General features: G+C 37.6%; 24 protein-coding genes and 1 pseudogene. 9 read left to right on the plus strand and 16 right to left on the minus strand.

Annotated elements, in window-relative coordinates; all coding sequences use genetic code 11:
* The 8 genes and pseudogenes from AC1DND_RS00650 to AC1DND_RS00685 form a co-directional block, all read right to left on the minus strand.
* Positions 1-277 (minus strand): annotated as a pseudogene (locus tag AC1DND_RS00650) (hypothetical protein); the annotation flags it as partial.
* A gap of 128 nt (positions 278-405) precedes the next feature.
* Positions 406-1,011, minus strand: a complete 606-nt coding sequence (locus tag AC1DND_RS00655) for a class I SAM-dependent methyltransferase (RefSeq protein ID WP_477578256.1) — start codon at positions 1,009-1,011, stop codon at positions 406-408.
* Positions 1,004-1,489, minus strand: a complete 486-nt coding sequence (locus tag AC1DND_RS00660; protein WP_477578258.1) for a DinB family protein — start codon at positions 1,487-1,489, stop codon at positions 1,004-1,006. The genes AC1DND_RS00655 and AC1DND_RS00660 overlap by 8 nt, the downstream gene beginning before the upstream one ends.
* 49 nt (positions 1,490-1,538) lie before the next feature.
* A complete protein-coding gene (locus tag AC1DND_RS00665) occupies positions 1,539-1,835 on the minus strand; it encodes a hypothetical protein (RefSeq protein ID WP_477578260.1) in 297 nt (98 codons plus the stop codon).
* Positions 1,836-1,956: 121 nt separating this feature from the next.
* Positions 1,957-2,346, minus strand: coding sequence for an RDD family protein (locus AC1DND_RS00670; RefSeq protein ID WP_477578262.1), 390 nt, complete (start codon positions 2,344-2,346; stop codon positions 1,957-1,959).
* 215 nt (positions 2,347-2,561) lie between these two features.
* Positions 2,562-3,524, minus strand: coding sequence for an AAA family ATPase (locus tag AC1DND_RS00675; protein ID WP_029279992.1), 963 nt, complete (start codon positions 3,522-3,524; stop codon positions 2,562-2,564).
* A gap of 5 nt (positions 3,525-3,529) precedes the next feature.
* Positions 3,530-4,888 carry a peptidylprolyl isomerase gene (locus AC1DND_RS00680; RefSeq protein WP_215125317.1) on the minus strand — a complete coding sequence of 453 codons (1,359 nt, stop codon included), beginning with the start codon at positions 4,886-4,888 and terminating at the stop codon, positions 3,530-3,532.
* A gap of 54 nt (positions 4,889-4,942) precedes the next feature.
* Positions 4,943-5,467 (minus strand): hypothetical protein, encoded by a 525-nt coding sequence (locus AC1DND_RS00685; protein WP_477578265.1) that lies wholly within the window; start codon positions 5,465-5,467, stop codon positions 4,943-4,945.
* A gap of 167 nt (positions 5,468-5,634) precedes the next feature.
* Between AC1DND_RS00685 and AC1DND_RS00690 the strand changes: the two genes are divergently transcribed.
* On the plus strand, positions 5,635-6,288 hold the full coding sequence (locus AC1DND_RS00690; protein WP_477578267.1) for a hypothetical protein: 654 nt from the start codon (positions 5,635-5,637) through the stop codon (positions 6,286-6,288).
* A gap of 71 nt (positions 6,289-6,359) precedes the next feature.
* Entirely contained in the window at positions 6,360-6,941 is a 582-nt protein-coding gene (locus tag AC1DND_RS00695) for a non-canonical purine NTP diphosphatase (RefSeq protein WP_477578269.1), read from the plus strand.
* Here the strand turns inward: AC1DND_RS00695 and AC1DND_RS00700 are convergent.
* From AC1DND_RS00700 to AC1DND_RS00710, 3 genes are read right to left on the minus strand one after another with little or no spacing between them, the layout of a single operon-like run.
* Positions 6,936-7,238, minus strand: coding sequence for a type II toxin-antitoxin system RelE/ParE family toxin (locus AC1DND_RS00700; RefSeq protein WP_477578271.1), 303 nt, complete (start codon positions 7,236-7,238; stop codon positions 6,936-6,938). The genes AC1DND_RS00695 and AC1DND_RS00700 overlap by 6 nt on opposite strands.
* Entirely contained in the window at positions 7,238-7,459 is a 222-nt protein-coding gene (locus AC1DND_RS00705) for a hypothetical protein (protein WP_477578273.1), read from the minus strand. The genes AC1DND_RS00700 and AC1DND_RS00705 overlap by 1 nt, the downstream gene beginning before the upstream one ends.
* A gap of 37 nt (positions 7,460-7,496) precedes the next feature.
* A complete protein-coding gene (locus AC1DND_RS00710; RefSeq protein WP_477578275.1) occupies positions 7,497-9,914 on the minus strand; it encodes an OstA-like protein in 2,418 nt (805 codons plus the stop codon).
* Between the two features lie 65 nt (positions 9,915-9,979).
* Between AC1DND_RS00710 and tilS the strand changes: the two genes are divergently transcribed.
* The 4 genes from tilS to AC1DND_RS00730 all read left to right on the plus strand — a co-directional run bounded on the left by tilS (position 9,980) and on the right by AC1DND_RS00730 (position 13,782).
* On the plus strand, positions 9,980-11,311 hold the full coding sequence (gene tilS / locus AC1DND_RS00715) for a tRNA lysidine(34) synthetase TilS (RefSeq protein ID WP_477578277.1): 1,332 nt from the start codon (positions 9,980-9,982) through the stop codon (positions 11,309-11,311).
* Positions 11,312-11,800: a hypothetical protein gene (locus AC1DND_RS00720; protein ID WP_029282618.1), complete on the plus strand. Its 489-nt coding sequence runs from the start codon at positions 11,312-11,314 to the stop codon at positions 11,798-11,800. It begins immediately after the preceding gene.
* A 135-nt stretch (positions 11,801-11,935) separates the two neighbouring features.
* A complete protein-coding gene (bshA, locus tag AC1DND_RS00725; protein WP_057931188.1) occupies positions 11,936-13,078 on the plus strand; it encodes an N-acetyl-alpha-D-glucosaminyl L-malate synthase BshA in 1,143 nt (380 codons plus the stop codon).
* A gap of 257 nt (positions 13,079-13,335) precedes the next feature.
* Positions 13,336-13,782 (plus strand): KTSC domain-containing protein, encoded by a 447-nt coding sequence (locus AC1DND_RS00730; RefSeq protein WP_029279950.1) that lies wholly within the window; start codon positions 13,336-13,338, stop codon positions 13,780-13,782.
* 54 nt (positions 13,783-13,836) lie between these two features.
* On the opposite strand, the gene AC1DND_RS00735 is transcribed toward AC1DND_RS00730, so the two are convergent.
* The 5 genes from AC1DND_RS00735 to AC1DND_RS00755 all read right to left on the minus strand — a co-directional run bounded on the left by AC1DND_RS00735 (position 13,837) and on the right by AC1DND_RS00755 (position 18,850).
* Positions 13,837-14,025, minus strand: coding sequence for a hypothetical protein (locus AC1DND_RS00735; protein WP_477578280.1), 189 nt, complete (start codon positions 14,023-14,025; stop codon positions 13,837-13,839).
* Between the two features lie 680 nt (positions 14,026-14,705).
* Positions 14,706-14,999, minus strand: a complete 294-nt coding sequence (locus tag AC1DND_RS00740; protein ID WP_477578282.1) for a GIY-YIG nuclease family protein — start codon at positions 14,997-14,999, stop codon at positions 14,706-14,708.
* 222 nt (positions 15,000-15,221) lie between these two features.
* The gene (locus tag AC1DND_RS00745; RefSeq protein ID WP_477578284.1) at positions 15,222-15,716 is read right to left on the minus strand and encodes an SRPBCC family protein; all 495 of its coding nucleotides are present in this window, start codon (positions 15,714-15,716) and stop codon (positions 15,222-15,224) included.
* Positions 15,717-15,734: 18 nt separating this feature from the next.
* Complete coding sequence (locus tag AC1DND_RS00750; protein WP_477578286.1) at positions 15,735-16,844, minus strand: lactonase family protein; 1,110 nt, start codon at positions 16,842-16,844, stop codon at positions 15,735-15,737.
* A 416-nt stretch (positions 16,845-17,260) separates the two neighbouring features.
* Positions 17,261-18,850: a pseudouridine synthase gene (locus AC1DND_RS00755; protein WP_477578288.1), complete on the minus strand. Its 1,590-nt coding sequence runs from the start codon at positions 18,848-18,850 to the stop codon at positions 17,261-17,263.
* Positions 18,851-19,113: 263 nt separating this feature from the next.
* Between AC1DND_RS00755 and AC1DND_RS00760 the strand changes: the two genes are divergently transcribed.
* The 3 genes from AC1DND_RS00760 (at position 19,114) to uvrA (ending at position 24,574) form a co-directional block, all read left to right on the plus strand.
* A complete protein-coding gene (locus AC1DND_RS00760; RefSeq protein ID WP_057931183.1) occupies positions 19,114-19,896 on the plus strand; it encodes a lytic transglycosylase domain-containing protein in 783 nt (260 codons plus the stop codon).
* Between the two features lie 342 nt (positions 19,897-20,238).
* Positions 20,239-21,285 carry a 2Fe-2S iron-sulfur cluster-binding protein gene (locus AC1DND_RS00765; RefSeq protein WP_477578290.1) on the plus strand — a complete coding sequence of 349 codons (1,047 nt, stop codon included), beginning with the start codon at positions 20,239-20,241 and terminating at the stop codon, positions 21,283-21,285.
* Positions 21,286-21,676: 391 nt separating this feature from the next.
* Entirely contained in the window at positions 21,677-24,574 is a 2,898-nt protein-coding gene (gene uvrA, locus AC1DND_RS00770) for an excinuclease ABC subunit UvrA (protein WP_477578292.1), read from the plus strand.
* Positions 24,575-24,640: the final 66 nt, after the last annotated feature.

A 24,640-nucleotide genomic window follows, 5' to 3' on the forward strand; every position in this document is an offset into this window, starting at 1 on the left:
GCTGCGTATCGATAATTTTAGCCGCTATAAACCAAAAAAACAAGGAGATGCCAATATCGAAAAAGTCGAAACGGCCATTGGTGATATGGAATAATTGAAATAATTCGAGTGCTATAACGAATAAAAGTGGAATGAAAACACAATTGATGCGTTTTTTGAAAAGATCAAAATAAAATTCTTTTGAGGTTAAGGTGATGCAGAAAACCCATAAACCCTCAGGAAGTGAATAGACCAGGTACTCGTTTAATGGCAAGCTTGCTGTGATGGTCTGTTTCAAGCTTTGGTAGGTTTTGAAAGAGATCAATTGAATGATAATCTGGTTTACCAAGGTTTTATCAGTCCTGTAAAATACATATATGAACAGGCTGATTATCAAGGCAAAGAAAATATACCAATAGTGCTTTTTCAAGGTTTGGTGAAAATTAGAATTTTAAAATAGGAGAATGGTTTTAAAGCGATTTCTTTTTCAAGTTTAAACTGATTAATCGCTTTAATATTCTCTATGTAAAATAAAGATTTTAAATGGAACCATCCAGAACAAAAATTAAATAGCCGATCTAGGTAYTTTAAGGAATTATTTGGCGTAAAGTGGTTTAGAATTAAGAGTTTTCCTCCTGGTTTTAAAACATTGTGGCATTGCATCAGTAATTTTTCAGGTTGATCTGCAACGGCAATTACATGCGATAATACCACATAATCGAAACTATTCTCTGCAAACTCGAGCTGCTCGCCATTCATTTGAAATAATTCGATATCATTTGTTGCATTTTTTTCAGCCACATTTAACATCGAAGAAGAAATTTCTATCCCGGTAATTTTGTGGTTTTTATAAAGTGGAAAATGAGAGCCATTACCAACACCGATTTCGAGTAGGTTTCCACAGGGCAATTGATTAATCTCATCGAAAAACTTTTCCTTTTGAGGTTTAAGAAAAACATCGACCAGTGGATATAAAAATGAAAACCGGTTATAGAAATTGGTTTGAGCACTCAATTTTTTAGTTTTAAGCATTAAATTGAATTAAAGCATTTTTAATCTGCCGCCTATGCCTTAAAATATGAACGATGGCATGTTCTAACATTTGTTCTACATCATATTGCTGTCCCCACCCTGTATTTATCTTTTTGGATTGATCGAACTCTTCCATGGTGATGTCGGGATTTCTGGTGAAAAAGTCCTCGTTATATTTAAGCGCTTCCCGTATCCTTGAGATATAAGGTGTGATATGGTCAAACTGCAATCGTTCCGGCCTGACTGTTTTCAATCCAATAGAATTTTCAATATACACCGCATAACTAAACATCGAAGCAGTTACATGCGTTAAGATAGTTTGAATGGAAATGCAATCTGAATTTGAACTTTCTGGCTCAATGGTTTTAATCAGTTGATGTGGGCTAATTGGTTCGATTACTGCAATCAGTTCGTTAATCGCCTTTTTATATTCATCCATTAGTGCGGCTATAGCACCGGTAAGTTTATTCGCATCCATCTTAAAACAAATATAATTGTTTGTGCTGGATTTATATTGGCCTGTACTTTTAGGTTGCTAGGTCTATAACAGCAATCAATAAAGGTAAATACGTGATGAAAAGTATTGTTATAAAATCTCTGCGTTTCTGTCCTTTACTGATAAGACTAAAGACAAGGAATATTACAGTCGTAGATGCCATGGCAAACGACATCATAACTAGCATTCCACCATTGGCAGCACCACAACTGCTTTTTGGGTTCTCTGCAACCAAATGGAAAAAGTTAAAGCAAAGACCCCAAAGAGCAAAATAAGGTAATAATGAAATAAGCGCAATATAACGTCTTTTGATAAAATCGAGGATCATGTTTGATACATCCGTATTTGAACGGAACTTACAAACTTTAATACCATATTTTATAAAAGGTAACCAATTTTCGCTAGTTGGGATTGTAAACCACGATTAGCGGAAGCTAAAATGAGGAAAATTAAAGTTTTATCATTACGCTACCTGAAGCCAGATCGTGAATAGCTCTTCTGCGTAGATTTGAGTTAATCGTTAGAAAGGAGATCCAGCCTAAAGCAAACTTTATAGGGTATCTGATTATAGATTGGCCGATATTGATTTTTTGGTGAATATCCTCATTTTTCCTTACTCTTATTCCTTTAATGTAATTACCGATGGTGCAGCCAAATGTCATGAAAAGTGGTTCATAAATCACAAATAAAAATGCAAATAATAAGATCCGTACCCATTCTGGTACATTGTTAAAGCCGTCTAATACATTTGAAAAACACACCATAAGAATGATGATAATTATGGTGTCGATAAATGTAGATTGTAATCTTTCTACCAGACTTGGGTATTTTTCTTCCATTTTGAGCGTGATAATTTATTGTAGAATATTAAGTTTAAAAATAATAATATTTTTCGTTAGTCTGGATTTGCAATCCACAATGTAAGGATTAAAAATTCCGTTGGTCGAGATTTGCAATCTCGACCTGCTGTATTGTGGATTTGTAATCTACTAATAGAAGTTAAAAATTCTGGCTCATCAAGGCGGGATTGCAAATCCCGACTAGCTTAATGCTACTACAATAAATCTTTAATGATTTTCTCGATTGATAAGCCTTCAGCTTCTGCGCGGTAGTTACGCACAATGCGGTGGCGTAAAATAGGCTCAGCAACTGCTTTAACATCTTCAATGTCTGGCGAGTATTTCCCCGTTACGGCGGCGTGGCATTTTGCACCCAACACTAAAAACTGCGAGGCACGCGGACCAGCACCCCAACTGATGTATTTATTAACGGCATCGGTAGCAAACTCGCTATTAGGACGGGTTTTAGCAGCCAGTTTTACGGCATATTCCAAAACATTATCGGTAATAGGAATATCGCGGATCAGTTTCTGGAAATATTGAATATCATCTGCATGGATAATTTTCTGCAGTTGAACGGTTTTATTGCTGGTCGTGTTTTTTACAATGTTCAATTCATCTGCAAAGGCAGGGTAATTTAATTGAATATTGAACATGAAACGATCTAACTGAGCTTCGGGTAGGGGGTAAGTTCCTTCCTGCTCAATAGGGTTTTGTGTGGCCAGAACGAAAAACGGTTTTGGTAAAATATGGGTTTGCCCAGCTGCGGTAACCGATTTCTCCTGCATGGCTTCTAATAAAGCAGCCTGGGTTTTTGGTGGTGTACGGTTAATCTCATCAGCGAGGATAATATTAGAAAAAACAGGCCCTTTTATAAATTTAAAGTGCCTGTCTTCTCCTAAAATCTCTGCGCCAATAATATCACTTGGCATTAAATCGGGTGTAAACTGGATGCGGTTAAAATCGAGGTCTAAAACAGAAGCCACCGTTTGTACAAGTAACGTTTTTGCCAATCCTGGTACGCCAACCAACAGACAGTGTCCGTTACTAAAAATGGCGATTAAAACAGATTTTATGATGTCATCTTGTCCAACTACTACTTTGCTTATTTCGGCTTTAATGTTGTTGAAAGATTGATGAAGTGCATCAACAGCTTCTACTTCGTTCTTATACTGCATTGGTATTATTTTGCGGCTGTGGTTTTAGTCCAAATTTTTAATTCATCACAGGTGTTAAATTCATCGTCGATTTTAATGTAAGTGCTTTCGCGACGTTTTTCAAACCATTCGCTTAAAGTACGATTAATTTTATCACTTTGTGCGGCATCTCTGATTTTTGGGAAATCTTGAGCTAAGTTTGCTTTGTGCGGTGGAATTTTAGATTTTAAATATAAAATGCGGTACCCTTGTTTTCCATCAGCTGCTGTAAATAAATCTGGTTTAGAAATACCACCGATTTTCATGCTATCGATTACCAAGAACACCGACGGATCTAATTTATCAACCGGGATAAAAGTACTTCTTGCCTGAACATTTTCGGCATTGAGCATCATACCACCATTATATTTACTCTCTTTATTATCTGAATAAAGGTTTGCAGCAGCGGCGAAACTTAATTTTTTACCGATAATGTTGTTGTAAATGCTATCTGCATGCAATTTTAAACGGGTTAAACTTTCTGGTGTAGTTTTAGGCATAATTAAAATATGTCTAACGTGTACTTGTTCGCCTCTGCGCTCTAAAACCTGTAAAAAGTGGAAACCATAATCTGTTTCGAACACTGGTGAAATTTCTCCAGCTTTCAGTTTAAATGCCCAGGCAGTAAATTCTTTAACCATGGTATTCCTGTCGATAAAACCATAGTCACCACCATCGGCGGCAGAACCTGGATCTTCAGAATAGGTTTTAGCTAACACACCCATATCTTCGCCACTTTTAACCCTTAAACGAAGGGCTTCAATTTTATCGCGGAATTTTTGTTTTTCTGCTCGGGTTAACTGCGGGTTTAAAATCACTTCACCAACTTCTACCTCTGTATTAAATTGAGGAACACTATCGCCCAAAGTTTTGAAGTATTTTTCAACCTCCATTGGTGTAACGTTAATGTTCTCAGTGATTTTTTGTTGCATTTTTTGTGCAATCAACTCATCTTTTACCGATGGTCTGATCTCATCTTTATACTGCAGAACAGATTTATTTAAAAATTGCTCTAAACGCTCCTGACCACCTGCACGCTGCATGCTATAACGCATACGTTTGTTCACCTCATCATCAACTGCACCATCTTCAACCATTACCGAATCGATTTCGGCCTGTTGTTTAAGCAGCTTTTGCGTTAAGGTTTGTTGTAAGAGTTTACATTTAATCTCGTTGTTAGGCTGGTTACCCTGATAAAGATATTGTGTGTATTGTTGGTTTAAATCTGATAGCAGGATAATATTATTTCCTACAACAGCAGCAACTTTATCTACAGTATGCTTTTGAGCGAAACTGTTTAAAAACAGGCAAATTAAAGCGGTTGCTACTAAAAAAACTTTCTTCATTCTATTTGTTATATTTTGCAAATTTAATACTTATGGCCAAAAAAATCAGGTTGGCTATAACTTGGCAAGCTTTTTTAACTCGTTTTCGTTAATTTTGATCTGATATTTTTGTTTAAGGCTTTTTAGCCATTTTTCTTCTAAACTTAGTTGGTAATCGGCAATTACCTCTCCTCTAACTTCGCTTAAAGGTTTATTGTAATTTTGTTGGTTTTTTGTGTAAAATTCATTTATCGCCTGCTCGTCTTCCTGTGCTTTGTTCCATATTTTTTGTTCCGAAACATTGAACATTAAAACACCTTCGCGGTATTCATTCAATAAAAAATCGCGGTCTTTATTGCTGACCCCAACTTTTTTATGGGTGGTTAATGCGTCTTCATAAGTTTTGATTTCTTCCTGGTAGCTGGCGTTTTTGTCCAATCCCATCTCCCGGGCATCTAAAACTTTAAGCTTAAAATTTATATACAAGTTTAAATATGCTTGTAAAGTATCGTATGCTGCACTAACGTTTCCGTTATGGCTTTTTTTGTATGCCCACATAAATTCTTTGGTACTTATTGATTTACCGTTTACCACAGCCACGTTTTGTGCAAACGAAATGCTATAAATAAAGCTAAAAACAAATAAGCAGTAAGCTTTCCTCACACAGAGCACTCTATAAATTTTAAGGGATAAAAGTAACAATTAGCGACGCTATTATAAGATATTTAACTAATTTTAACAGAAATTATTATCCAACAAAAATACGAATGGAAAACCAGGTTACCAACAATGCGAATGCTTTACGTTTATTTTTTACTGAAGAGGTTTTCTTGGTAAAGGATGAAAGCGTAGAAATTCTGCCTTTACGTAATCCAGAGCCAGTTTTTGCTGTCGAAAATGTTTCCGTTGTGGAAGCAAAAGAACCTGTTTTAAAACAAGAAACAACACAAATTCCTGGAATTAATCCTACAAATGTACCTAAAGTTTATACGCAAGGTCCTGAAATTCCGCATATTGTGGCCGAACCAGCGCCAGAAAAAACGTTTAAATTTTTAGGTGGAAATAAAAAATCGGTTCTGATTTTGGTAAACGATAATCAGAATGATGTAAGCACCGAGCAGGGCAGGGAACTGCTGCGGAAAATTGTGAAGGCAGTAGATTTGGGCACACCTGATTTTGCCATTTTAAATTATGCAAATTATAGCGGAACTGACTATGCAGAACTGCATAGGTTTTTTAAACCTGCCATTATGTTGTCTTTTGGAGTAGAGATTGCCGACTTGAGACTGAACCTTACCTGGCAGAATGAAATCATCGTTCACGAAACCACCAGGATTATATTTGCCCCAAACCTCCATCATCTGGATAGCGATTTAACTGCGAAGAAAACACTTTGGGGGCATCTTCAAAAAATTAAATAAGCAGGTAACAAAGAAACAGTTAATCTTTCAAACCCTACACCCTACACCCTACACCTTTTACCTTCCTTAAAATGAAAAAACTTGTATTTGCGACCAATAATCAACATAAAACCGAAGAAATACGGGCTGCACTTGAAGGTAAATATGAGGTGCTGAATCTGGAAGATATTGGTTGTTTAGTTGATATTCCTGAAACTGCAGATACCTTTGAAGGAAATGCTACTTTAAAAAGCAGCTATGTAGTTGAACATTTTAATTTAGATTGTTTTGCCGACGATAGCGGTTTAGAGGTAGATGCTTTGAATAACGAACCAGGAGTTTACTCTGCCCGATATTCTGGAAGCAGGGATAGTTTAGAAAATATTCAATTGGTTTTAGCTAAACTTGAGGGCAACTCCAACAGAAAAGCAAGGTTTAAAACAGTGATTTCTTTAATGCAGGATGGTAAAAACCATATTTTTGAAGGCATAATAGAAGGAACCATCAGAACAGAATTATCAGGTTCGAAGGGGTTCGGTTACGATCCCATTTTTCAGCCGGATGGTTATGATATCACTTTTGCCGAAATGGACATGACAGAGAAGAATAAAATCAGTCACAGGGCTATTGCACTAAAAAAGATGTTGGCGTTTTTGAAAAGGACTGAGCTATAAAAATCTTTTTTTCTTTTTGCTACTTTGTCGATTATCTATAAAGGTCACAATCTCTAAAGTGTTGGTTTTTGGTTTAATTCGGTACACAACTGATATGTGCGGTATGATCATGCCTATATGTGTATTCTTTGTTTTATAAGTTTTTCTTGAGATTAATGGTTCTTCAGATAGTGTTTCGAGATAACTAAAAACCCTTGTTATAAATTTTTTTACTTCTACTTCTGTCCAATTTTCTTTTAGATAATCAATATTTTTTTGGAAAGTTTCGCCAGCCTTTTTAGACCAAATAATATCCATTACACGCTAAATCTTTTTTTTGCCTCTTCATGGCTAAAACTTTCGCCGCGATCAAGTTGATTTATGCCTTCCATAATATCGTTTTGCTGGTTACTATTTAATCCATCAAACCAATCAAAGTCCCTTGCGGTAATTAGTGATTTAATATCTCTAATTAAACTTTCATCATTCGAATTAATGATCTGTTGAAGTACATTTAGTTTTTCTGATTGTAAATCCATAAATAAATTTAACCATTAATTCAGTGAATAACAAAAACTACATTTTACCAACCACTTTTTTCACCTGTACTGAGTCCTTTTTGGGTAAAATGGGTTTAATGCCAAAATTGGTGGTGTCTGCCGGTTTGGTTTGTGGCAATTTCTTATCCACATTTAAGCTGTCTTTTCCCAATGTGATTTTCGGCTTAACCACAGGTGCTGCTGTTGCTGATTTATTTGTAGGGGCTGTGGTTTTAGCGCCGGCTACAGTTTTACCAGCAACTGCTTTTGCCTTTGCTTTGGGTTTAGGTTTTCCAGACGAGCCAATGGCATCTTTTTTTGATTTTGGGCGTTCGGTAGGTTTCCACGAAAATCCTTTTAAAACATGATCTTTTGCAATCGTGTTTTCCGGATTCAAAGCTCCTTCTATTCCCTTGATATAAACAATTTCCTCAATTGCATTTTCCTTGTCCTTGAAGATGAATTTTATCCTGCTGCTTAGGGTTTGATTCATTTCTTTATACACCTTTGTACTGTCATCCTGGGTATAATAAATACTTTCGGCATTGCCATCCACATATAGGTTCTTGAATTTTCCGTTGGTAAAGAAACCAGTCATTAACCTTCCTTTTATTTGGTTAAATCTTAGCGAATCTTTTGGTGTATTTACTAAAAATGCATTTCTAAATGCCTGTAAATTATTAAGTTTTTTATTCTTGAACTGAACAAAGATGGTATCGCCAACCTGTTGAGAACCTTCTGACCAGATAATCGGATTACTGTAGCAACGTAGCGTAGAATCGGCACTGGTGTAAAAAAGGCTGTCGGTTTTAGCCTGTATATTCGTTTTAAAAATCTTAACGCCGTGGTAAGCCTTAATGATACGCGTTTGAACGGTATCAGCTGGGTTAAATTTGGCTGTATCAGTCTTTAATGCGCCGGTTTTTAAGTTTCCTAGCGCTTTTGTTAAACTATCTTTAATGCCGAATTTTGTTATCTTTTTTTGCAGGCTATCGATTTTTGTTTTTGAAATATCCTTTACAATAGGAGAAGCTTTATCGGCGGTCTTCTTTTGCAGGCTATCGACTTTTGTTTTCGATACATCCTTTACTATCGAATTGGCTTTATCAGTCAGCTTTTTCAGACTATCTGTTTTAAGTTTAGGCAGATTTTTGATAATAGAATCAGCCTTGTTCTTTAAAAGATTGTTTTTCTGCAAACTATCAATGTTAAGCTTGGGCAGATCTTTGCCAAGCGAATCTACTTTCGATTTTACACTATCAATGCTTTTATCCTTCAGGTTAAGCGGATCTTCCGCCACCGCCTCACCCTTATTCTTTTTCTTCCTATCAGCCCTGCTTATTTTTGCGGTGTTGCGTTTGTTTCGGTCGTCTTTTAATGTGCTTTGTGTTTCAGGCTTCTCCTTAGGTTCTGTGGTTCCCTTTTTCTCACCGGTATCTTCATCATCTTCGCCAACCTGGTTGTCGGCTTTAATCGAAATTTTAGGGATTAGCTTTAAGGTTTTTTGTAGCACCATCTGCGTTTCTAAAGTATCGGCACCCATCCATAAACTATCTGGCCTTTTTTTATTCTTCACCATTATAGAATCTTCCGTGCCAATGCCAAGATATGCATTTCGGGTAACCAATGTTCTTTGATCCAGTTTATAATAATAGCCCAAATCACCGAACATCTTCATCTTATCTTTCGTGTCAGAAAAAACAATGTTTTTTACTGCTTTACCAATTCCTTTTTTTCCGAAATAATACAAACTATCACCTTTTAAAGATCTGGTGCCTTGCGTGTATAGGTTTTTCTTTCCAAAAAAAGCATCCTCAGTCATCGTATTATACTGGCCATTTTCGGTGTAAAGATTATCGTCTTTTCCCTTGATATTTGTAGGACCATAAAAATAGGTCCATTTATCCTGAGTATTATAGCTCATCGTATCCGATTTTATGACCGATTGAGGTGTAACTACTACCACATCATATTTAAAGTAGGCTACGTTTCTTTGACTAAAATAATAGCCATTTTTACTCGTTACTGTTACCTCTTGATTTACAATTTTTCCTCCACTGGTATAAGTGCCTATCTTGCTAAGGGTATTGTAGTCTAAAATATTGGTGGTTAAAGTGGATGTTGGGTCTTTCATCACCACATTTCCGGTTAAATGCGCATGTTTTTTATTCCCATCATACTCCAATTGATCTGAATAAATATCAGTGGTAAGCTGGTTGATATGTACATTTTTAAAAGCTTCGAAATAGTTTCGCTCGCTATAAAATACAGCACTATCGCAGGTTAAAGTTGCATTATCTTGTTGGAAAACAGGGTTTCGTAGGTAGTTTACCTTATTCTTAAGATCGCCTGTTATTTTTGTGAACGATACGATTTTAATCTTCGAAGCGGGTCGCTGACCGAATAAAAATACTGGACTGATTAAAAGAAATAAAAAGACAAATAGTTTTTGCACACTACAAAGTTAGTTTTTTGTTCCGAACGTTCGGAATACCAGTTAAAATTAAATATTTTTGGTGGATGTTACCCGTAAAACAATTTCAGGATTTTATTGAACAGCACCAGCTGTTTGTTCGGGCTAACAAGATCCTTTTGGCCGTAAGTGGAGGAAAAGACTCGGTATTAATGTTGCATTTGTTTAAAGCAATAGGCGTTGATATTGGTGTGGCACATTGTAATTTTAATTTACGGGCTGATGAGGCACAACGTGATGAAAGTTTTGTTGCGCTACTGGCCAAAAGTTTAGGATTACCTTTTTATATAACGCATTTTGATACCAAAAAATATGCAGCCGAAAATAAAATTTCTACCCAGATGGCAGCACGCGATCTGCGCTATAACTGGTTTGAAGAAATTAGGCGTAAAGAAGGTTACGATTATATAGCCCTGGCCCAACACCAAAACGATGCGGTAGAAACCGTACTCATTAACCTTACCCGTGGCACAGGCATAAGTGGATTGCATGGCATTTTACCTAAACGTGATTTACTGATCAGACCCTTGCTCTTTTTGAACCGACAGCAGATTGATGAAATTGTAAGGACAAATAACATCGATTTTGTAGAAGATAGCTCGAACGCAAGTACAAATTATACACGGAATAAAATCAGACTACAGGTAGTACCACATCTGCAGGAGATTAACCCTAATCTCGAAAAAACATTTGCCGAAAATATCTCACGCTTTGCTGAATTGGAAGCTTTTTTAAATATCCAGGTTGAGAAACTTGCAAATAAAATCCTAAATAAAAGGAATGATGGCATTTATATTCCTTTGGAGGAGGTTTCGAAATTAAACCCGCAAAAGCTCTTGCTTTACGAGTTACTTAAGCCTTTTAATTTTGGCGAAAATGTAGTGCAGGAAATTTTAGACAGTTTAAAGGCTTTAAGTGGTACACATTTTTTTAGCGCCACACATCAGGCCATTATCAATAGAAGTGATCTGGTTATCGTTGAAAAAAACACATCGGTTACTGCTAATCAGTTTATCCACCCAACAACAGAAAACATTGCTTTTGCTAATGATGAAATATCGTTGAGGTTTACAGATGAAGTGAAATTCGAAATTAACTCGAATAAAGCGTTTGTAAATGCTGATAAATTAATTTTCCCTTTGGTGTTGAGGAATTGGCAAAATGGAGATAAATTTATTCCATTGGGTATGCGTAATCCCAAAAAAGTGAGCGATTATTTTATTGACGAGAAAGTTCCCCTACATTTGAAAAGCGTTACGCCGATTTTGGTTAACGGCAATGGTGAAATTGTTTGGATTGCAGGTATGCGGCAGGATAACCGATATAAATTAACTACAGCAACAAAAAAAGTTGCTATATTCGAACTCAAAATTAAATAAGTGGAAAGCAAATACGCCTATATCGAAAAACAGTACATCGGCCGTGATTATGTCCGTATTTTCATTAGGCTTATTATGGCTGCGTTCTGTTTTGCAGCCTATGTTTATGAGCGGGATCGTGACAATACACAAGACTTGTTCCTCGTTGTAGGCTTCGGGATCATCGGTGTTTCTATGCTTTTACTTTTCCTTATCCAGTACAAAATTGTAGTAGATAATGGCAGTATGATTTTGGATGGTCTTTGGACAACCAAACGTGTTAAGATAGACCTGAATAGTATTGTTGATGTACGTAAGGCAACTTATAGCCGTTATTTTTTCAATAACCCGGTTTACAACCTGCACACAAAAGGTACGATCCGTTTTTATTCATCGGGTAAAGATGCGGTTGTTTTAACCGATCGCGATGGCTTGGAATATTTTATTGGTACCCAAAGGCCTAACGAACTTTTTCTTGTAATAAAAGAAGAAATGCGAAATCTCAAATAATAATTTGAGTGCAATAATTTTCCTACAATCTCTTATAAAATCTCTACTCAATATCTCGTCTTTTTTATTGCAATAAGCCGACACGCATTATAGATTAAAATCGGGTACATTTGCGATAACAACAATACATGTACAATGAAGATAGGAATTGTTTGCTACCCCACTTTTGGCGGTAGTGGAGTAGTTGCAACAGAACTTGGTAAAGCACTTGCTAACGAGGGACATCAGGTTCACTTTATTACTTATAGTCAGCCTGCCAGGCTCGATTTCTTTTCTGCCAACCTGTTTTATCACGAGGTTTCGGTAAGAGATTATCCACTTTTTGATTATGCTCCTTACGAATCGGCACTGGCCAGCAAACTGGTAGATGTTGTCCGTTTTGAACAATTGGATGTATTACACGTTCATTATGCCATTCCACATGCTTCTGCTGCTTTTATGGCGAAACAGATTTTGGCAAGTTATGGTATTCATATTCCGGTGGTAACAACTTTGCATGGTACCGATATTACTTTGGTGGGTAAAGATCCAACTTATAAACCCGTGGTTACCTTTTCTATTAATCAAAGCGACGGTGTAACTACAGTATCAGAAGATTTAAAAGAAGATACTTATAATCATTTCGAGATTACAAAAGAAATTAAGGTAATCCCAAATTTTATAGATTTTTCGCGCTTCAGTTTGCAGGCAAAAGGTCACTTCAAAAAAGCGATCGCGCCAAATAACGAAAGGATTTTAATCCACACCAGTAATTTCAGGAAAGTAAAACGTACGGCTGACGTGATTAGGATTTTCGAAAAAGTACAAGCGGTTATTCCGTCGAAACTATTAATGGTAGGCGATGGGCCAGAGCGTGCTTACGATGAGCAGCTTTGCAGATCGTTGAATATTTGCGAAAATGTAAGGTTTTTAGGTAAGCAAGATGCGGTTGAAGAAATCTTATCGGTTTCAGATCTTTTCTTAATGCCATCAGAATCTGAAAGCTTCGGTTTAGCTGCATTAGAGGCAATGGCTTGTAAAGTGCCGGCAATTACTACAAATGCGGGTGGTTTGCCTGAGCTGAACGTTGACGGATTTTGTGGCTACATGAGCAATGTTGGAGATGTAGATGCAATGGCAGCCCATGCCATTGAAATATTAAAGGATGATGAAACCCTGAATCGTTTCAAAGAAAATGCTTTTGCAAGGGCACAAGATTTTGACCTGAAAAAGATCCTACCTGTTTATGTTAACTATTATAAGGAAGTAATCGAAAACTCATTACAAGCTAAATATTAACAATTTAAGTATCACGTTATATTTAACCACAGATAAAAGGATGCACACAGATGATAAATCCGTGTGCATCTGTTGTTAAAAAACTTAAGTAAGATACAGGAGAACTCGTTAGTTGATGAATCATATCAGCAATATTTAACAAATTAAACTTTCTCAAAATCAAATGATTATAAATCGTATCTTTGCGGCTTGAAACGGTTTTGCAGATAAAGATCCCTAAAATCATTTCGACAAAATTAAAAAAGAGGTTATCCCAAATGAAGAAAATAGTTGATTACAGAAAGCTTTTGAGCGTAGATAAAAATGCTGAGTTAAAAGAGCTTAAATCTGTGTACCGCACATTGATGAAAGATTGTCACCCTGATAAATTTCAGCAGGAAGAAGAGAAATTAGATGCAGAAGCTAGAAGTAAAGAAATTATCGAAGCTTACCATTTCTTGGTAAGTATTGCGCCAGAAACACGCGAACAGAATATCGAAACGTACACGCAAACTACAACATTGTCGAATATTCAGGATTTCGAATACAAACAACAGGTTTTAAATATCCAGTTTTTTGATGGAAGTGCTTACGAATATTTCGATGTGCCAAAAGCAATCTACGTGAAATTGGTTAACGCCGATTCTCCAGGCCGTTTTGCCCGCAGACATATCTTTAATGAATTCCCATATCGCAATGTAGCCAGAGTTGCAGAACCGGCATAATAAGCGACAATATAATATTTGAATGGCCCCAATGAAAATCGGGGCCATTTTTCTTTATTCCCTGATAGCTGATAAAGTTAGTTTTTCTTTATCTTCTGCTTCTTTTAACTCTATTTTTATTTCAATATGGTTTTCTCTTCTATTAGGTGGAGGAATAGGAACACCTCCTCCAAGTCCAAAAGAGGCTAAAAGAATCAGCAATACCAATCCTGTTAGCCTCAGGGCTTTTTTGAACTGTTTCATGTTTCGATAGAATGATGGCTTGTCGGTTAAATAACCAATAGACCTGTAAGTACTAATTAAATAGCCTGATAATGGCTAAAGCTTCAATTAGCTGGTAGGGATTTCAGTGGGGTATTGTGAGATTGTTTCCTGAACAAAAAAGCTTGAAGTATTTGACGTAGGTAAGAATGCTTTAGCGAGTTTTGTTAATTTGGTTTTTACTAACTCATTAAAAGCAGAAATCTGCAGATCGTATTCATTTATCGAAGTGCATGTTTTTCTTGTTGACTTGTTGAAAACACTTGAAGTAGAAAAACTCTTTTGTAATCCAGATACCCATTCTGTTTGAAAAACTGGATTCGATTGAAGGGTGACTGAATTGGCCTGGTTGCTCGAAAATGTGAACAAACTCAGAAACAGGACTAATATTGCCGTCCATTTTAAATGATTTTTTTCTAAGTATGTTGATTTACAATTCATTTCCTTAGCAAAGGTAATATATTTCCGAGATTCGTCATACTGAACTTGTTTCAGTATCTATCATGCTAGTTTGTTGTCATTAAGCCCCTGAAATGAATTCAGAGCGACGGGGAGTGGGCGTTTCGTTATATTGAACTTGTTTCAGTATCTATCATGCTAGTTTGTTGTCATTAAGACCCTGAAATGAATTCAGGGTGACGGATCGAATGGGTATTTCAGCTTTATTCTAGGGTTTCAAACAAATCCTCCCAATTTGAGTTATTTTGATTAATCAGATTAATCTTCCAGGCCCGCTTCCAGTTTTTCAATTGTTTTTCTTTCGCAATGGCTTCTTCAATAGAATCAAACTGCTCGTAATAAACAAGTTTGATACAATTGTATTTGGCTGTAAATGAATCTGGATATTTCTTCTCCCTGTGCTCAACTATCCTGAAATATAAATCGGATGTTACGCCGATATACAAAACCGTATGTGTGTGATTCGTTAATATGTAAACGCAGCCGCCTCGTTCCATAACCTCTGTTGTTCTATTTCATTTCGTTTTCTGGCAATAAAGATGTTGAAATAAATTCAGCAGGACGCTCGCGTAAGATAATGGAACTTAATTTATTTACGCGTTTACTCATATCGTCATACTGAACTTGTTTCAGTATCTATCATGCTATAAAGATCCTCGGCTGAACTCAGGATGACGATCGTGTTTGGTGTTTTTTCTGCTAAAATTGTTTTTCAGTTCTCAATTATTCAGCATGGGCTTAAAGCGGTTATCCTTATTTCTTAAGTCCAAACCACCTTCGTAAACAGATTTTAAATTAACCAAATAAAAACTCCAACCATTATGACAACCTAAGCGAATATTTCTTTTTGCATTTTCATCTAAAGGAATATTCTTTTGCGTCAACTCTACAACTACATACTCAAACTCTTCTCTGAGTTTAATGTCGACCAAACATTCGCCTGCAAAAGTAAATTGAAGTTCATTTTTGTCATTGGCTTCAGTTATGCTCCCTTTTTCAATATCATCATACAGATACCAGATCCATTTGTATTTATCGCCTTTCAATACGTTTTGCGTTTTGTTGAGCAATATGCCGTTTTCGTCAGAGAATTCCGCCTCGCTTAAAAACCATTTCTCAATTTCGCTGGCTTTTGTCCAGGCATTGTACATGTCTTCAAGTTTCGCTTTAACAGCAATCTTGATGGTGAATCTGGTCCAATCGAAGTTTTCCATTGGCTTAATTTTAGGTGATTAATTAAAAACTAAACAAACTGGCGCGCCAACATCAATGCGTTTACCGCTATCGGTTAATTTGCCAGTAATTTTATTTCGCTTGAAGATAACGATGTTGTTGGTGTATTGATGACCGATCAATAGGAAATTTCCAGTCGGATCAATCGTGAAGTTTCTTGGCCCTTTGCCGAGTGTACTGACTGTTTCGATGAATTTCAATTTTCCGGTCGACAGAATTGAAAAGGCAGAAATGCTATTGGCATCTCCGCGGTTGGTTTCGTAAAGAAATTTTCCATCAGCCGAAACATGGATGTCGGCACCATCAATTTTTCCGGTAAAATCTTTTGGCGTAGTACCAATTTCCTGGATTTTGGTTAAACTTCCATTCGAATAGGCGAAAACGGTTATGCTGCCATTAAATTCGTGCGCTAAATAGGCAAATTTCCCATTTGGACTAAAAGTGATGTGCCTAGGACCAGTGCCTGCATTGGTTTTAATTACCGACTTAACGGTTAATATTTTTTCTTTTGAGGTAGGGTTATAGTTGTAGATGTAAGTTTGATCTTCACCCAGATCGTTAACAATTAAATATTTGTGATCTGGCGTAAATTTAACCATATGTACATGCGCACTCTCTTGTCTGCCTTTAGGATCAATGCTTTTTCCGGTATGTTTAATCACTTGCAAAGCTTCTGTTAAGGCACCGTCAGTCTTGCGTGCGAATACCGCTAAACTGCCTCCACTATAATTCGCAACAATAACATTTTTGGCATCAACGGTAATAAAACAAGGATCGGCACCGTGGCTGTCTACCTTATTTAAAAAAGTTAAAGCACCTGTTGTTGCGTTGTATTTAAAAGCACTGACTGTGCTGGTGGCTCCGGTTTCATTAACCACGTAAACAAATTTCTGATCTGGAGAAACGGCCAGATAACTCGGGTTGGCTGTGTTTTTTGTGATGCTTTTTACCGTTGTAGCTGCGGTTGAACTATTAAAGTTGTAAGTATAGATTCCTTCGCTTTTTCCAGGTGCGGTATAGGTGCCAACAATAAGGTTGTAATTGGTTTTTTGCGCAAATGTTAGCGTTGATAGTATAGAAAGTATAAATACTGAACTAATTTTTTTCATGAAAAACGATGTTGATTTTGACAAATATGGGGAATTAAAATGTAATTAGCCACGGAGGCACGGAAGAGCACGGAAATTAATTTCCATTTAATAAACCGTTTTCATTGTTCTTAATTTACTTTGGAATCGTAAAATGTAATTTGCAATTGAGATGCAATAATGTTGGGCTATCCTCAAATTGGACTATACTACCATTGATGGATTCCAAAGAACGGTCGTCTTTCCCGCGCAGGCGGGAATCTTAATGCAACCTACAAACCCAACTAAGGCATTACGATTCCCAATCAAGTTGAGAATGACGATGCGTGGTACCTGTAATATCCACTCCAATGTTTTTCTGAAAAAATTGATTGCTCAGGATAACAATTTTTTTTAATAAGCAACAAAAAAGGCAACCATTGGTTGCCTTTTACGTATTATTTTATCAGATGTTTAATCTGGATCAATTCATGATCTTCAAGATAGCGCCATCTGCCACGTGGTAAATCTTTCTTAGTCAGATTACCATATACTACACGGTCTAATTTTTCTACATTGTAACCCAGGTGTTCGAAAATACGACGAACAATTCTGTTTTTACCACTATGGATCTGGATGCCGATTTCTTTTTTGGTTCCACCCGCAACGTAAGAAATGTTATCGGGTTTAATCAATCCGTCTTCCAGCTCTAAACCAAAAGCAATTTTGTTTAAATCGCCTTGTGATAAAGCTTTATCCAGCTCAATATTATAAATTTTGGTGATACCGTTTTTAGGATGCGATAATTTATCTGCTAAATCACCATCGTTTGTCATCAACAATAAACCTGTTGTATTACGGTCTAAACGGCCAACTGGGTAAATACGCTCGCGGCTCGCCTTGTCAACCAATTGCATTACGGTACGGCGTTCTTGTGGATCGTCGGTAGTGGTGATGTAATCTTTTGGTTTGTTTAATAAAACGTAAACTTTTTTCTCGCGTTTCAATAGCTCGCCGTTATAACGTACTAAATCTTTCGCTGGATCAACTTTATGTCCTAATTCGGTAATGGCTTCTCCGTTTACGGTAATAATGCCGGCAGCAATTAGCTCATCAGCTTTACGGCGAGAGCAGATACCTGCATTTGAAATATATCTGTTAAGGCGAATTAAGCCTTTCTCTTCATTTGTTTTGCGGCCTTGGGCAATTACAGTGCGCTCTGGGCGGTTAAACTCTGTATCTCTTGGCTGAGCATCCTCGCGTTTTCTAAACGGACGGGTATCGCCTTCTCTCGGTTCTCTAGGTTTTACATCTCTTGAACTTCCAGCACTTGGCTTGAAATCATCAGATTTGCCTCTTGATTTGTAATCTTTATAGCCACCTTCTCTCGGTTTGAAATCTCTTGGTCCACCATCTTTCGATTTGAAATCACGGTCTCCCGTTCTTGGCTTGTAATCTCTTGATCCGCCTTCTCTAGGTTTAAAGTCGCGGTCGCCAGTTCTCGGTTTAAAATCTCTCGAATCTCCATCCTTAGATTTGAAATCGCGTTCTCCTGTTCTTGGCTTATAATCTCTTGCACCACCTTCTCTTGGTTTAAAATCTCTGTCTCCTGTTCTCGGTTTGTAATCTCTTGATCCTCCCTCTCTCGATTTGAAATCACGATCTCCAGTTCTTGGCTTGTAATCTCTCGATCCACCTTCTCTTGGCTTGAAACTGCGGTCTTCTGATTTTGAGTTGTTATCTTTTGATTTAAACTCGCGGTCTCCAAATTTGAAACCTGTTGATTCTCCATCTTTCGATTTAAAATTACGGTCTCCTGTTCTTGGCCTGAAGTCTTTTTTGTCTCCGAAAGATTTTGATTTGAAATCTTTACCCTCTGAGCTTCTAGGTTTGAAGCCGTCTTTAGAATCGGATGATTTTTTGAATTTGCTGTCTTTGTCGTCTGATCTTCTTCTCTCAGACCCGGCCGAACTACTTCTGCCTTCTGTTTTCCGACTGCCTGGTTTGGACTTGTCATCCCGACTGTTCCTGTTGTTTTTATTTATCATGATACGCTTTTAGCCGCATTAAAAATGCGGGTTGCAAATTTATGAAAAATTGATGAACATAACAATTTTAAGAGCGAAAAAATTAGATAAAAAAATAGCCTCTAAAATAGGAAAATTACGCTGAAAATCAAAATTTAAAATCCACGTTTAAAGTGCTTTAGGGGCTGATTTTTGGGGTTAGTTTTGTAACTATTTGATAATGTGCTTATTATTTTTTACCTTTGCCAACGTTTTTATATAAGTTCACCAAAAAAAGGAGGAAAATGTTAAAGAAACACATCGTACCATTTGCGGTAGTGGCAACACTATTTATCTTGGCAAAAGTGTTCGCTTACCAAATGCCCTTAGCACAAAAAAGTCTTTTAAAAGAAGAAAAATTAAACACTACAATACCCAAATCTGATAGCCTGGAAGTTGAAAATGCGGAAAAGCCGCTATCTTTAATGGCACAGTTAAATTTTGCCGAAGAAACCCTGCCGTTAGGCGATAAAAAGGTAGAACGCAAAATGAAAAAAATCCTTGCAGCACACACTTACGGAAATACCCAAACCAATAAATTGCATGCAAAAGCAGCAAAATGGTTTCCTGTAATTGAGCCTATTCTTGCTGCCTACGGAATTCCAAACGATTTTAAGTATTTGGCCCTGGTCGAATCTGGAATGGCGGAAGGAGTTTCTCCAAAAGGTGCAGCCGGAATCTGGCAGTTTATGCCTGGCACAGCCCGTACCTATGGATTAAGAGTAAACGGAAATGTTGATGAACGCTATAATTTGCGTAAATCGACCATCGCTGCCTGCAAATACATTAAAGAAATGTATAAAGGTTTAGAAAGCTGGACATTGGTAGCTGCGGCTTACAATGTTGGYGACGGACGTCTGCGCAAGCAGATCAATAATCAAAATCAAGACAATTACTACAAAATGAAGCTGAACCGCGAAACCGGAGGCTATGTTTATAAAGTGATTTCTATGAAACAGATTATGGAACATCCGAAACGTTACGGTTACGAAAAACCGAGAGTATTATTGGCCTACAACGCCGAATAATATAATTAAGATAAAGACAAGCATTTGGTAAGGCGTCCCGGTTTTAAATCGGGACGCTTTTTTTATGAAGGCGATTGCACAGATGTTGGATTACACAAATTTGTTTTGCTAACCAATGAACCAATGGCAAATAAACCAATGAACTTTATTGCCACGGAAACACCGAAACCACGGAGTTGTTTTTCTGCACGGTGCTAACTAATGAACAAACGGCAATTGAACCAATAAACATTTAGCCACGGAAACACAGATTAGCACGGAGATACTTCTGCATTATGCTAACCAATGAACTAATGACCAATGAACGATTGAACTAATAAATCAATTTCCTTTCTTTGTATTATGTTCAAACTGCGCATCAATAAAATCATAAATCAGCCTGGTGATAATATTACTTTTCAGTTTGAGGAGGTAGATCAACAATATCCAAAGTATTTGGCAGGTCAGTTTATTTCATTGATTTTTCAGGGAAAACATAAGGAAATAAGGCGGTCGTATTCTTTTAACAGCTCGCCAGATGTGGATGAGCCTTTGGCTATTACAGTAAAAAGGGTAGAAAATGGAGAGATTTCGAGATTTTTACACCATAAAACTTCGGTAAATGATATTCTATTGGCGCAAGAGCCTCAAGGGATGTTCTGCTACTTGCCAGAAGAAAACCTGAAACGCGATCTTTTTCTGTTCGCTGCAGGAGTGGGGATTACTCCATTATTCTCGATTTTGAAAACAGCATTGGTGCGTGAGAAAAAATCGTTGGTTACACTGGTATATAGTAACCGATCAATGGAGGATGCATTATTTTATGATGAGCTGAACGAATGGCAAAAGAAATATCCGGATAGGTTAAAGATTGTTTGGGTTTTCAGCAATAGCAAAAACCTAATGACGGCCCGCCTAAACAAATTCTATATCGAAAAGCTACTCAAAGAACATTTGCATTTTGATCGGAATGATGCGCTGTTTTACAGCTGTGGCCCGATAATTTATATGGATTTATGCCGGATTACTTTGCTGGGCATGGGTTTCGATATCAAACAGATTAAAAGAGAAACCTTTGTATTGCCAGAAGATGAGGTGGATGAGGATGATGGTTCGGCAGAAAAGCTTGTCGATAAAAACACTTATTCGGTAATTTTAAACTTTAGAGGGGAAACTTATAACCTTGAAGTGCCCTGGCCAAAAAGAATTTTAGATGTTGCGCTGGAAAATAAAATCAAACTCCCTTATAGTTGTCGCGGGGGTGTATGTAGTACCTGTGTGGCCAATTGCACCAAAGGTGGGGTAAGGATGGATTACAATGAGGTGCTTACTGATGATGAGTTGGAAAGAGGCAGGGTTTTGGTTTGTACCGGACATCCGACAGAGAATGGAACGACGATAGAGTGGTAGGTTGGTTTATTAGCCATTGGTTCATTGGTTCGCATGGTGCCCACAGGTGTGTCGTCATCTCGAGCGGAGAGCAGCGGAGTCGAGAGATCTTTTTTAAGATGCTTATTAGGTTGCATTGGGTAAGGAGCTTAAAATTTTAAAAGTTCTCTAAAAATACAAAACCATTGTATCGTTTACAGCGTTTGTGAAGTATGGCGAAAACTTTTTTTAGCCTTTTAATCTGTATCTTCTGTTTACGTCTGATTTCCTACGAAATAGAAGTCGACATTATGACAATTAATCCTTAATCAAGATTGCATTAGACTTTCATTTTGATAAAATTTTTAGCATTTTTGCGGATTGAAATTTTGTCTTTTGAAAGGCTCAATTTTGCCTCCAACTTTTAATAAATATGAGCAATAAATCTATCGACCTCGGCGAGCAAAAAGATGTAGAAGTATATGGTGCGAGGGTACATAATTTAAAGAATATAGATGTCAGTTTTCCACGCAACCAACTTGTTGTAATAACAGGGTTAAGCGGAAGCGGTAAATCTTCGTTGGCTTTTGATACCATTTACGCGGAAGGACAGCGCCGCTATATGGAAACATTTAGTGCCTATAGCCGCCAGTTTATGGGCGGGATGGAGCGCCCTGATGTAGATAAGGTTTCGGGATTGAGCCCGGTTATTGCCATTGAGCAAAAAACCACCAGTAAAAACCCGCGCTCTACCGTAGGTACCATTACCGAGATTTACGATTTTATGCGTTTACTTTATGCACGTGTTGCCGATGCCTATTCGTACAATACTGGCGAGAAGATGGAGCGCATGAGCGAAGACCAGATCCTGCAGAATATCTTTAATAAATTTGATGGTGTTGCAGTAAATATTCTTGCGCCTGTTGTTAAAGGTAGAAAGGGGCATTACCGCGAGCTTTTCGAGCAGATCCGTAAACAAGGCTATGTAAAGGTTCGTGTAGATGGAGAAATAAAGGATATTTCTGCTAAAATGCAGGTAGACCGTTATAAAATTCACGATATCGAAGTGGTGATTGACCGTTTGATCATTGATGTGAAGGATAAAAAACGCTTGCTAGATTCGTTGCAGATTGCGATGAAAATGGGTAAAGGTGTGATCAAAATCAGCGATAAAGATAATAACGTTGCGCATTTCAGTAAGTTTTTGATGTGCCCAACCACAGGTATTTCTTACGATGAACCTCAACCGAACAGTTTTTCATTCAACTCACCATATGGTGCCTGCGAACGTTGTGACGGTTTAGGTTATATCTTCGTGGTGGATAAAGAATCAGTGATTCCAAACCCAAAGCTGAGTATTTTAAACGGTGGTTTGGCTCCATTAGGCGAATATCGTGATATCTGGATGTTCCAGGTATTAAAAGCGCTGGCCAAAAAATATAATTTCTCGCTTTCTACCCCAATTGAAAAACTGGGTGATGATATCATCAATATTATCCTAAACGGTACACACGATCTGATCAATGTGGCTGTTGAGTACAATAAATGGAACGTTCAGAATTATAATATCACTTTCGATGGTATTATTAAAATGCTCGAAGAGCAGAACGAAAAACGGGGTGAGGCTGCGGTTGATGATATGGAAACTTTCCGTAAACTGAAAACCTGTCCGGAGTGTAACGGCGCACGACTTAAAAAAGAAAGCCTGCATTTCAAAGTTGATGGCAAGAACATTTTCGAACTGTCATCAATGGATATTTTCAACCTGAATATCTGGTTCGAAAAAGTAGATGAACGACTTACCGACCGTCAGAATATTATTGCAAAGGAAATTTTAAAAGAGATTAAAGCCAGGATCGGTTTCTTAACAGATGTTGGTTTAACCTATTTAACGCTCGATAGGACAGCCCGTACGCTTTCAGGCGGTGAGGCACAACGGATCCGTTTGGCTACGCAGATCGGTTCTCAATTGATGAATGTAATGTACATCCTCGATGAGCCAAGTATCGGTTTGCACCAGCGCGATAACGAACGTTTAATCAATGCGCTTAAAAATCTCCGTGATCTTGGAAATACCGTTTTGGTGGTAGAACACGATAAGGACATGATTCTGGAGGCCGATTGGGTAATTGATGTTGGTCCTGGAGCAGGTATCCACGGCGGAACGGTAGTTGCAGAAGGAACTGCCGCACAGATCCTGAAGTCGAATACCTTAACTGCCGATTACCTGAACGGCAAAAAGAAAATTGAAACGCCAAAAGTCCGTAGAAAAGGAAATGGACATAAATTGTCTATCATAAAAGCTACCGGGCATAATTTAAAAGAAGTTTCAGTAGATTTTCCTTTGGGTAAATTTATTGCCGTAACCGGAGTTTCGGGTAGTGGTAAATCGAGTTTGATTACCGAGACTTTATATCCGATTTTAAATCACCATTTCTTTAGGGCGAAAAAACAACCTTTGCCTTACGAGAAAATTAACGGATTGAAAGAAATTGATAAGGTAATTGAAATCGATCAGGCACCTATCGGCAGAACACCTCGTTCTAATCCATCTACTTATACCGGAGTCTTCTCCGACATCAGAAACTTGTTTGTACAGCTGCCCGAGGCCAAAATCCGTGGTTACAAACCCGGCCGTTTTTCTTTTAACGTAAAAGGTGGCCGTTGCGAAACCTGTCAAGGTGCTGGTTTAAAGGTGATTGAGATGAATTTCTTGCCTGATGTACAGGTGCCTTGTGAAGAATGTGGTGGAAAAAGATATAATAGAGAAACCTTAGAAGTTCGTTTCAGGGGAAAATCGATCAGTGATGTGCTGGATATGAGTATCGAAGATGCCTGTAATTTCTTCGAAAATATCCCGATCATCTATAGGAAGATCAAAACATTGAAAGATGTTGGTTTAGGTTATATCACTTTAGGACAATCATCGGTTACTTTATCGGGTGGCGAGGCGCAGCGGGTTAAATTGGCTACAGAGCTTTCTAAAAAAGATACCGGAAAAACCTTCTATATTTTAGATGAGCCTACAACAGGGCTCCACTTCGAAGATATTAATGTGCTTTTAGGCGTATTGCAAGAACTGGTTGATAAAGGAAATACGATTTTGGTAATTGAACACAATTTAGATGTGGTTAAAGTTGCCGATTGGGTGATCGATTTAGGCGAGGAAGGCGGTGCTGGTGGCGGAAGGATTTTATTCGAAGGTACACCAGAAGGTTTAATCCAGAACCCGATCAGTTTAACCGGAAAGTTTTTGAAAAAGGAAATGGCTTTAGAGTCCGAGGTCGGCAGTTTGAAGTCTGAGGTCAAAGCGTCTAAGAAGAAGAAATAGTCTGAGGTTGGAGGTCAGAAAGACCGAGATTACAGGTTTTAAGCGATCGTCACCCTGATCCGATAG

The organism is Pedobacter sp. 01N416 (assembly GCF_056399685.1).

What these genes read in the sequence shown, in the direction of transcription:
- AC1DND_RS00660 (WP_477578258.1), bottom strand. Translation starts at nt 1,489, where the DNA reads ATGGATGCGAATAAACTTACCGGTGCTATAGCCGCACTAATGGATGAA.
- AC1DND_RS00665 (WP_477578260.1), bottom strand. Translation starts at nt 1,835, where the DNA reads ATGATCCTCGATTTTATCAAAAGACGTTATATTGCGCTTATTTCATTA.
- AC1DND_RS00670 (WP_477578262.1), bottom strand. Translation starts at nt 2,346, where the DNA reads ATGGAAGAAAAATACCCAAGTCTGGTAGAAAGATTACAATCTACATTT.
- AC1DND_RS00675 (WP_029279992.1), bottom strand. Translation starts at nt 3,524, where the DNA reads ATGCAGTATAAGAACGAAGTAGAAGCTGTTGATGCACTTCATCAATCT.
- AC1DND_RS00680 (WP_215125317.1), bottom strand. Translation starts at nt 4,888, where the DNA reads ATGAAGAAAGTTTTTTTAGTAGCAACCGCTTTAATTTGCCTGTTTTTA.
- AC1DND_RS00690 (WP_477578267.1), top strand. Translation starts at nt 5,635, where the DNA reads ATGGAAAACCAGGTTACCAACAATGCGAATGCTTTACGTTTATTTTTT.
- AC1DND_RS00695 (WP_477578269.1), top strand. Translation starts at nt 6,360, where the DNA reads ATGAAAAAACTTGTATTTGCGACCAATAATCAACATAAAACCGAAGAA.
- AC1DND_RS00700 (WP_477578271.1), bottom strand. Translation starts at nt 7,238, where the DNA reads ATGGATATTATTTGGTCTAAAAAGGCTGGCGAAACTTTCCAAAAAAAT.
- AC1DND_RS00705 (WP_477578273.1), bottom strand. Translation starts at nt 7,459, where the DNA reads ATGGATTTACAATCAGAAAAACTAAATGTACTTCAACAGATCATTAAT.
- tilS (WP_477578277.1), top strand. Translation starts at nt 9,980, where the DNA reads ATGTTACCCGTAAAACAATTTCAGGATTTTATTGAACAGCACCAGCTG.
- bshA (WP_057931188.1), top strand. Translation starts at nt 11,936, where the DNA reads ATGAAGATAGGAATTGTTTGCTACCCCACTTTTGGCGGTAGTGGAGTA.
- AC1DND_RS00730 (WP_029279950.1), top strand. Translation starts at nt 13,336, where the DNA reads ATGAAGAAAATAGTTGATTACAGAAAGCTTTTGAGCGTAGATAAAAAT.
- AC1DND_RS00735 (WP_477578280.1), bottom strand. Translation starts at nt 14,025, where the DNA reads ATGAAACAGTTCAAAAAAGCCCTGAGGCTAACAGGATTGGTATTGCTG.
- AC1DND_RS00740 (WP_477578282.1), bottom strand. Translation starts at nt 14,999, where the DNA reads ATGGAACGAGGCGGCTGCGTTTACATATTAACGAATCACACACATACG.
- AC1DND_RS00745 (WP_477578284.1), bottom strand. Translation starts at nt 15,716, where the DNA reads ATGGAAAACTTCGATTGGACCAGATTCACCATCAAGATTGCTGTTAAA.
- AC1DND_RS00750 (WP_477578286.1), bottom strand. Translation starts at nt 16,844, where the DNA reads ATGAAAAAAATTAGTTCAGTATTTATACTTTCTATACTATCAACGCTA.
- AC1DND_RS00755 (WP_477578288.1), bottom strand. Translation starts at nt 18,850, where the DNA reads ATGATAAATAAAAACAACAGGAACAGTCGGGATGACAAGTCCAAACCA.
- AC1DND_RS00765 (WP_477578290.1), top strand. Translation starts at nt 20,239, where the DNA reads ATGTTCAAACTGCGCATCAATAAAATCATAAATCAGCCTGGTGATAAT.
- uvrA (WP_477578292.1), top strand. Translation starts at nt 21,677, where the DNA reads ATGAGCAATAAATCTATCGACCTCGGCGAGCAAAAAGATGTAGAAGTA.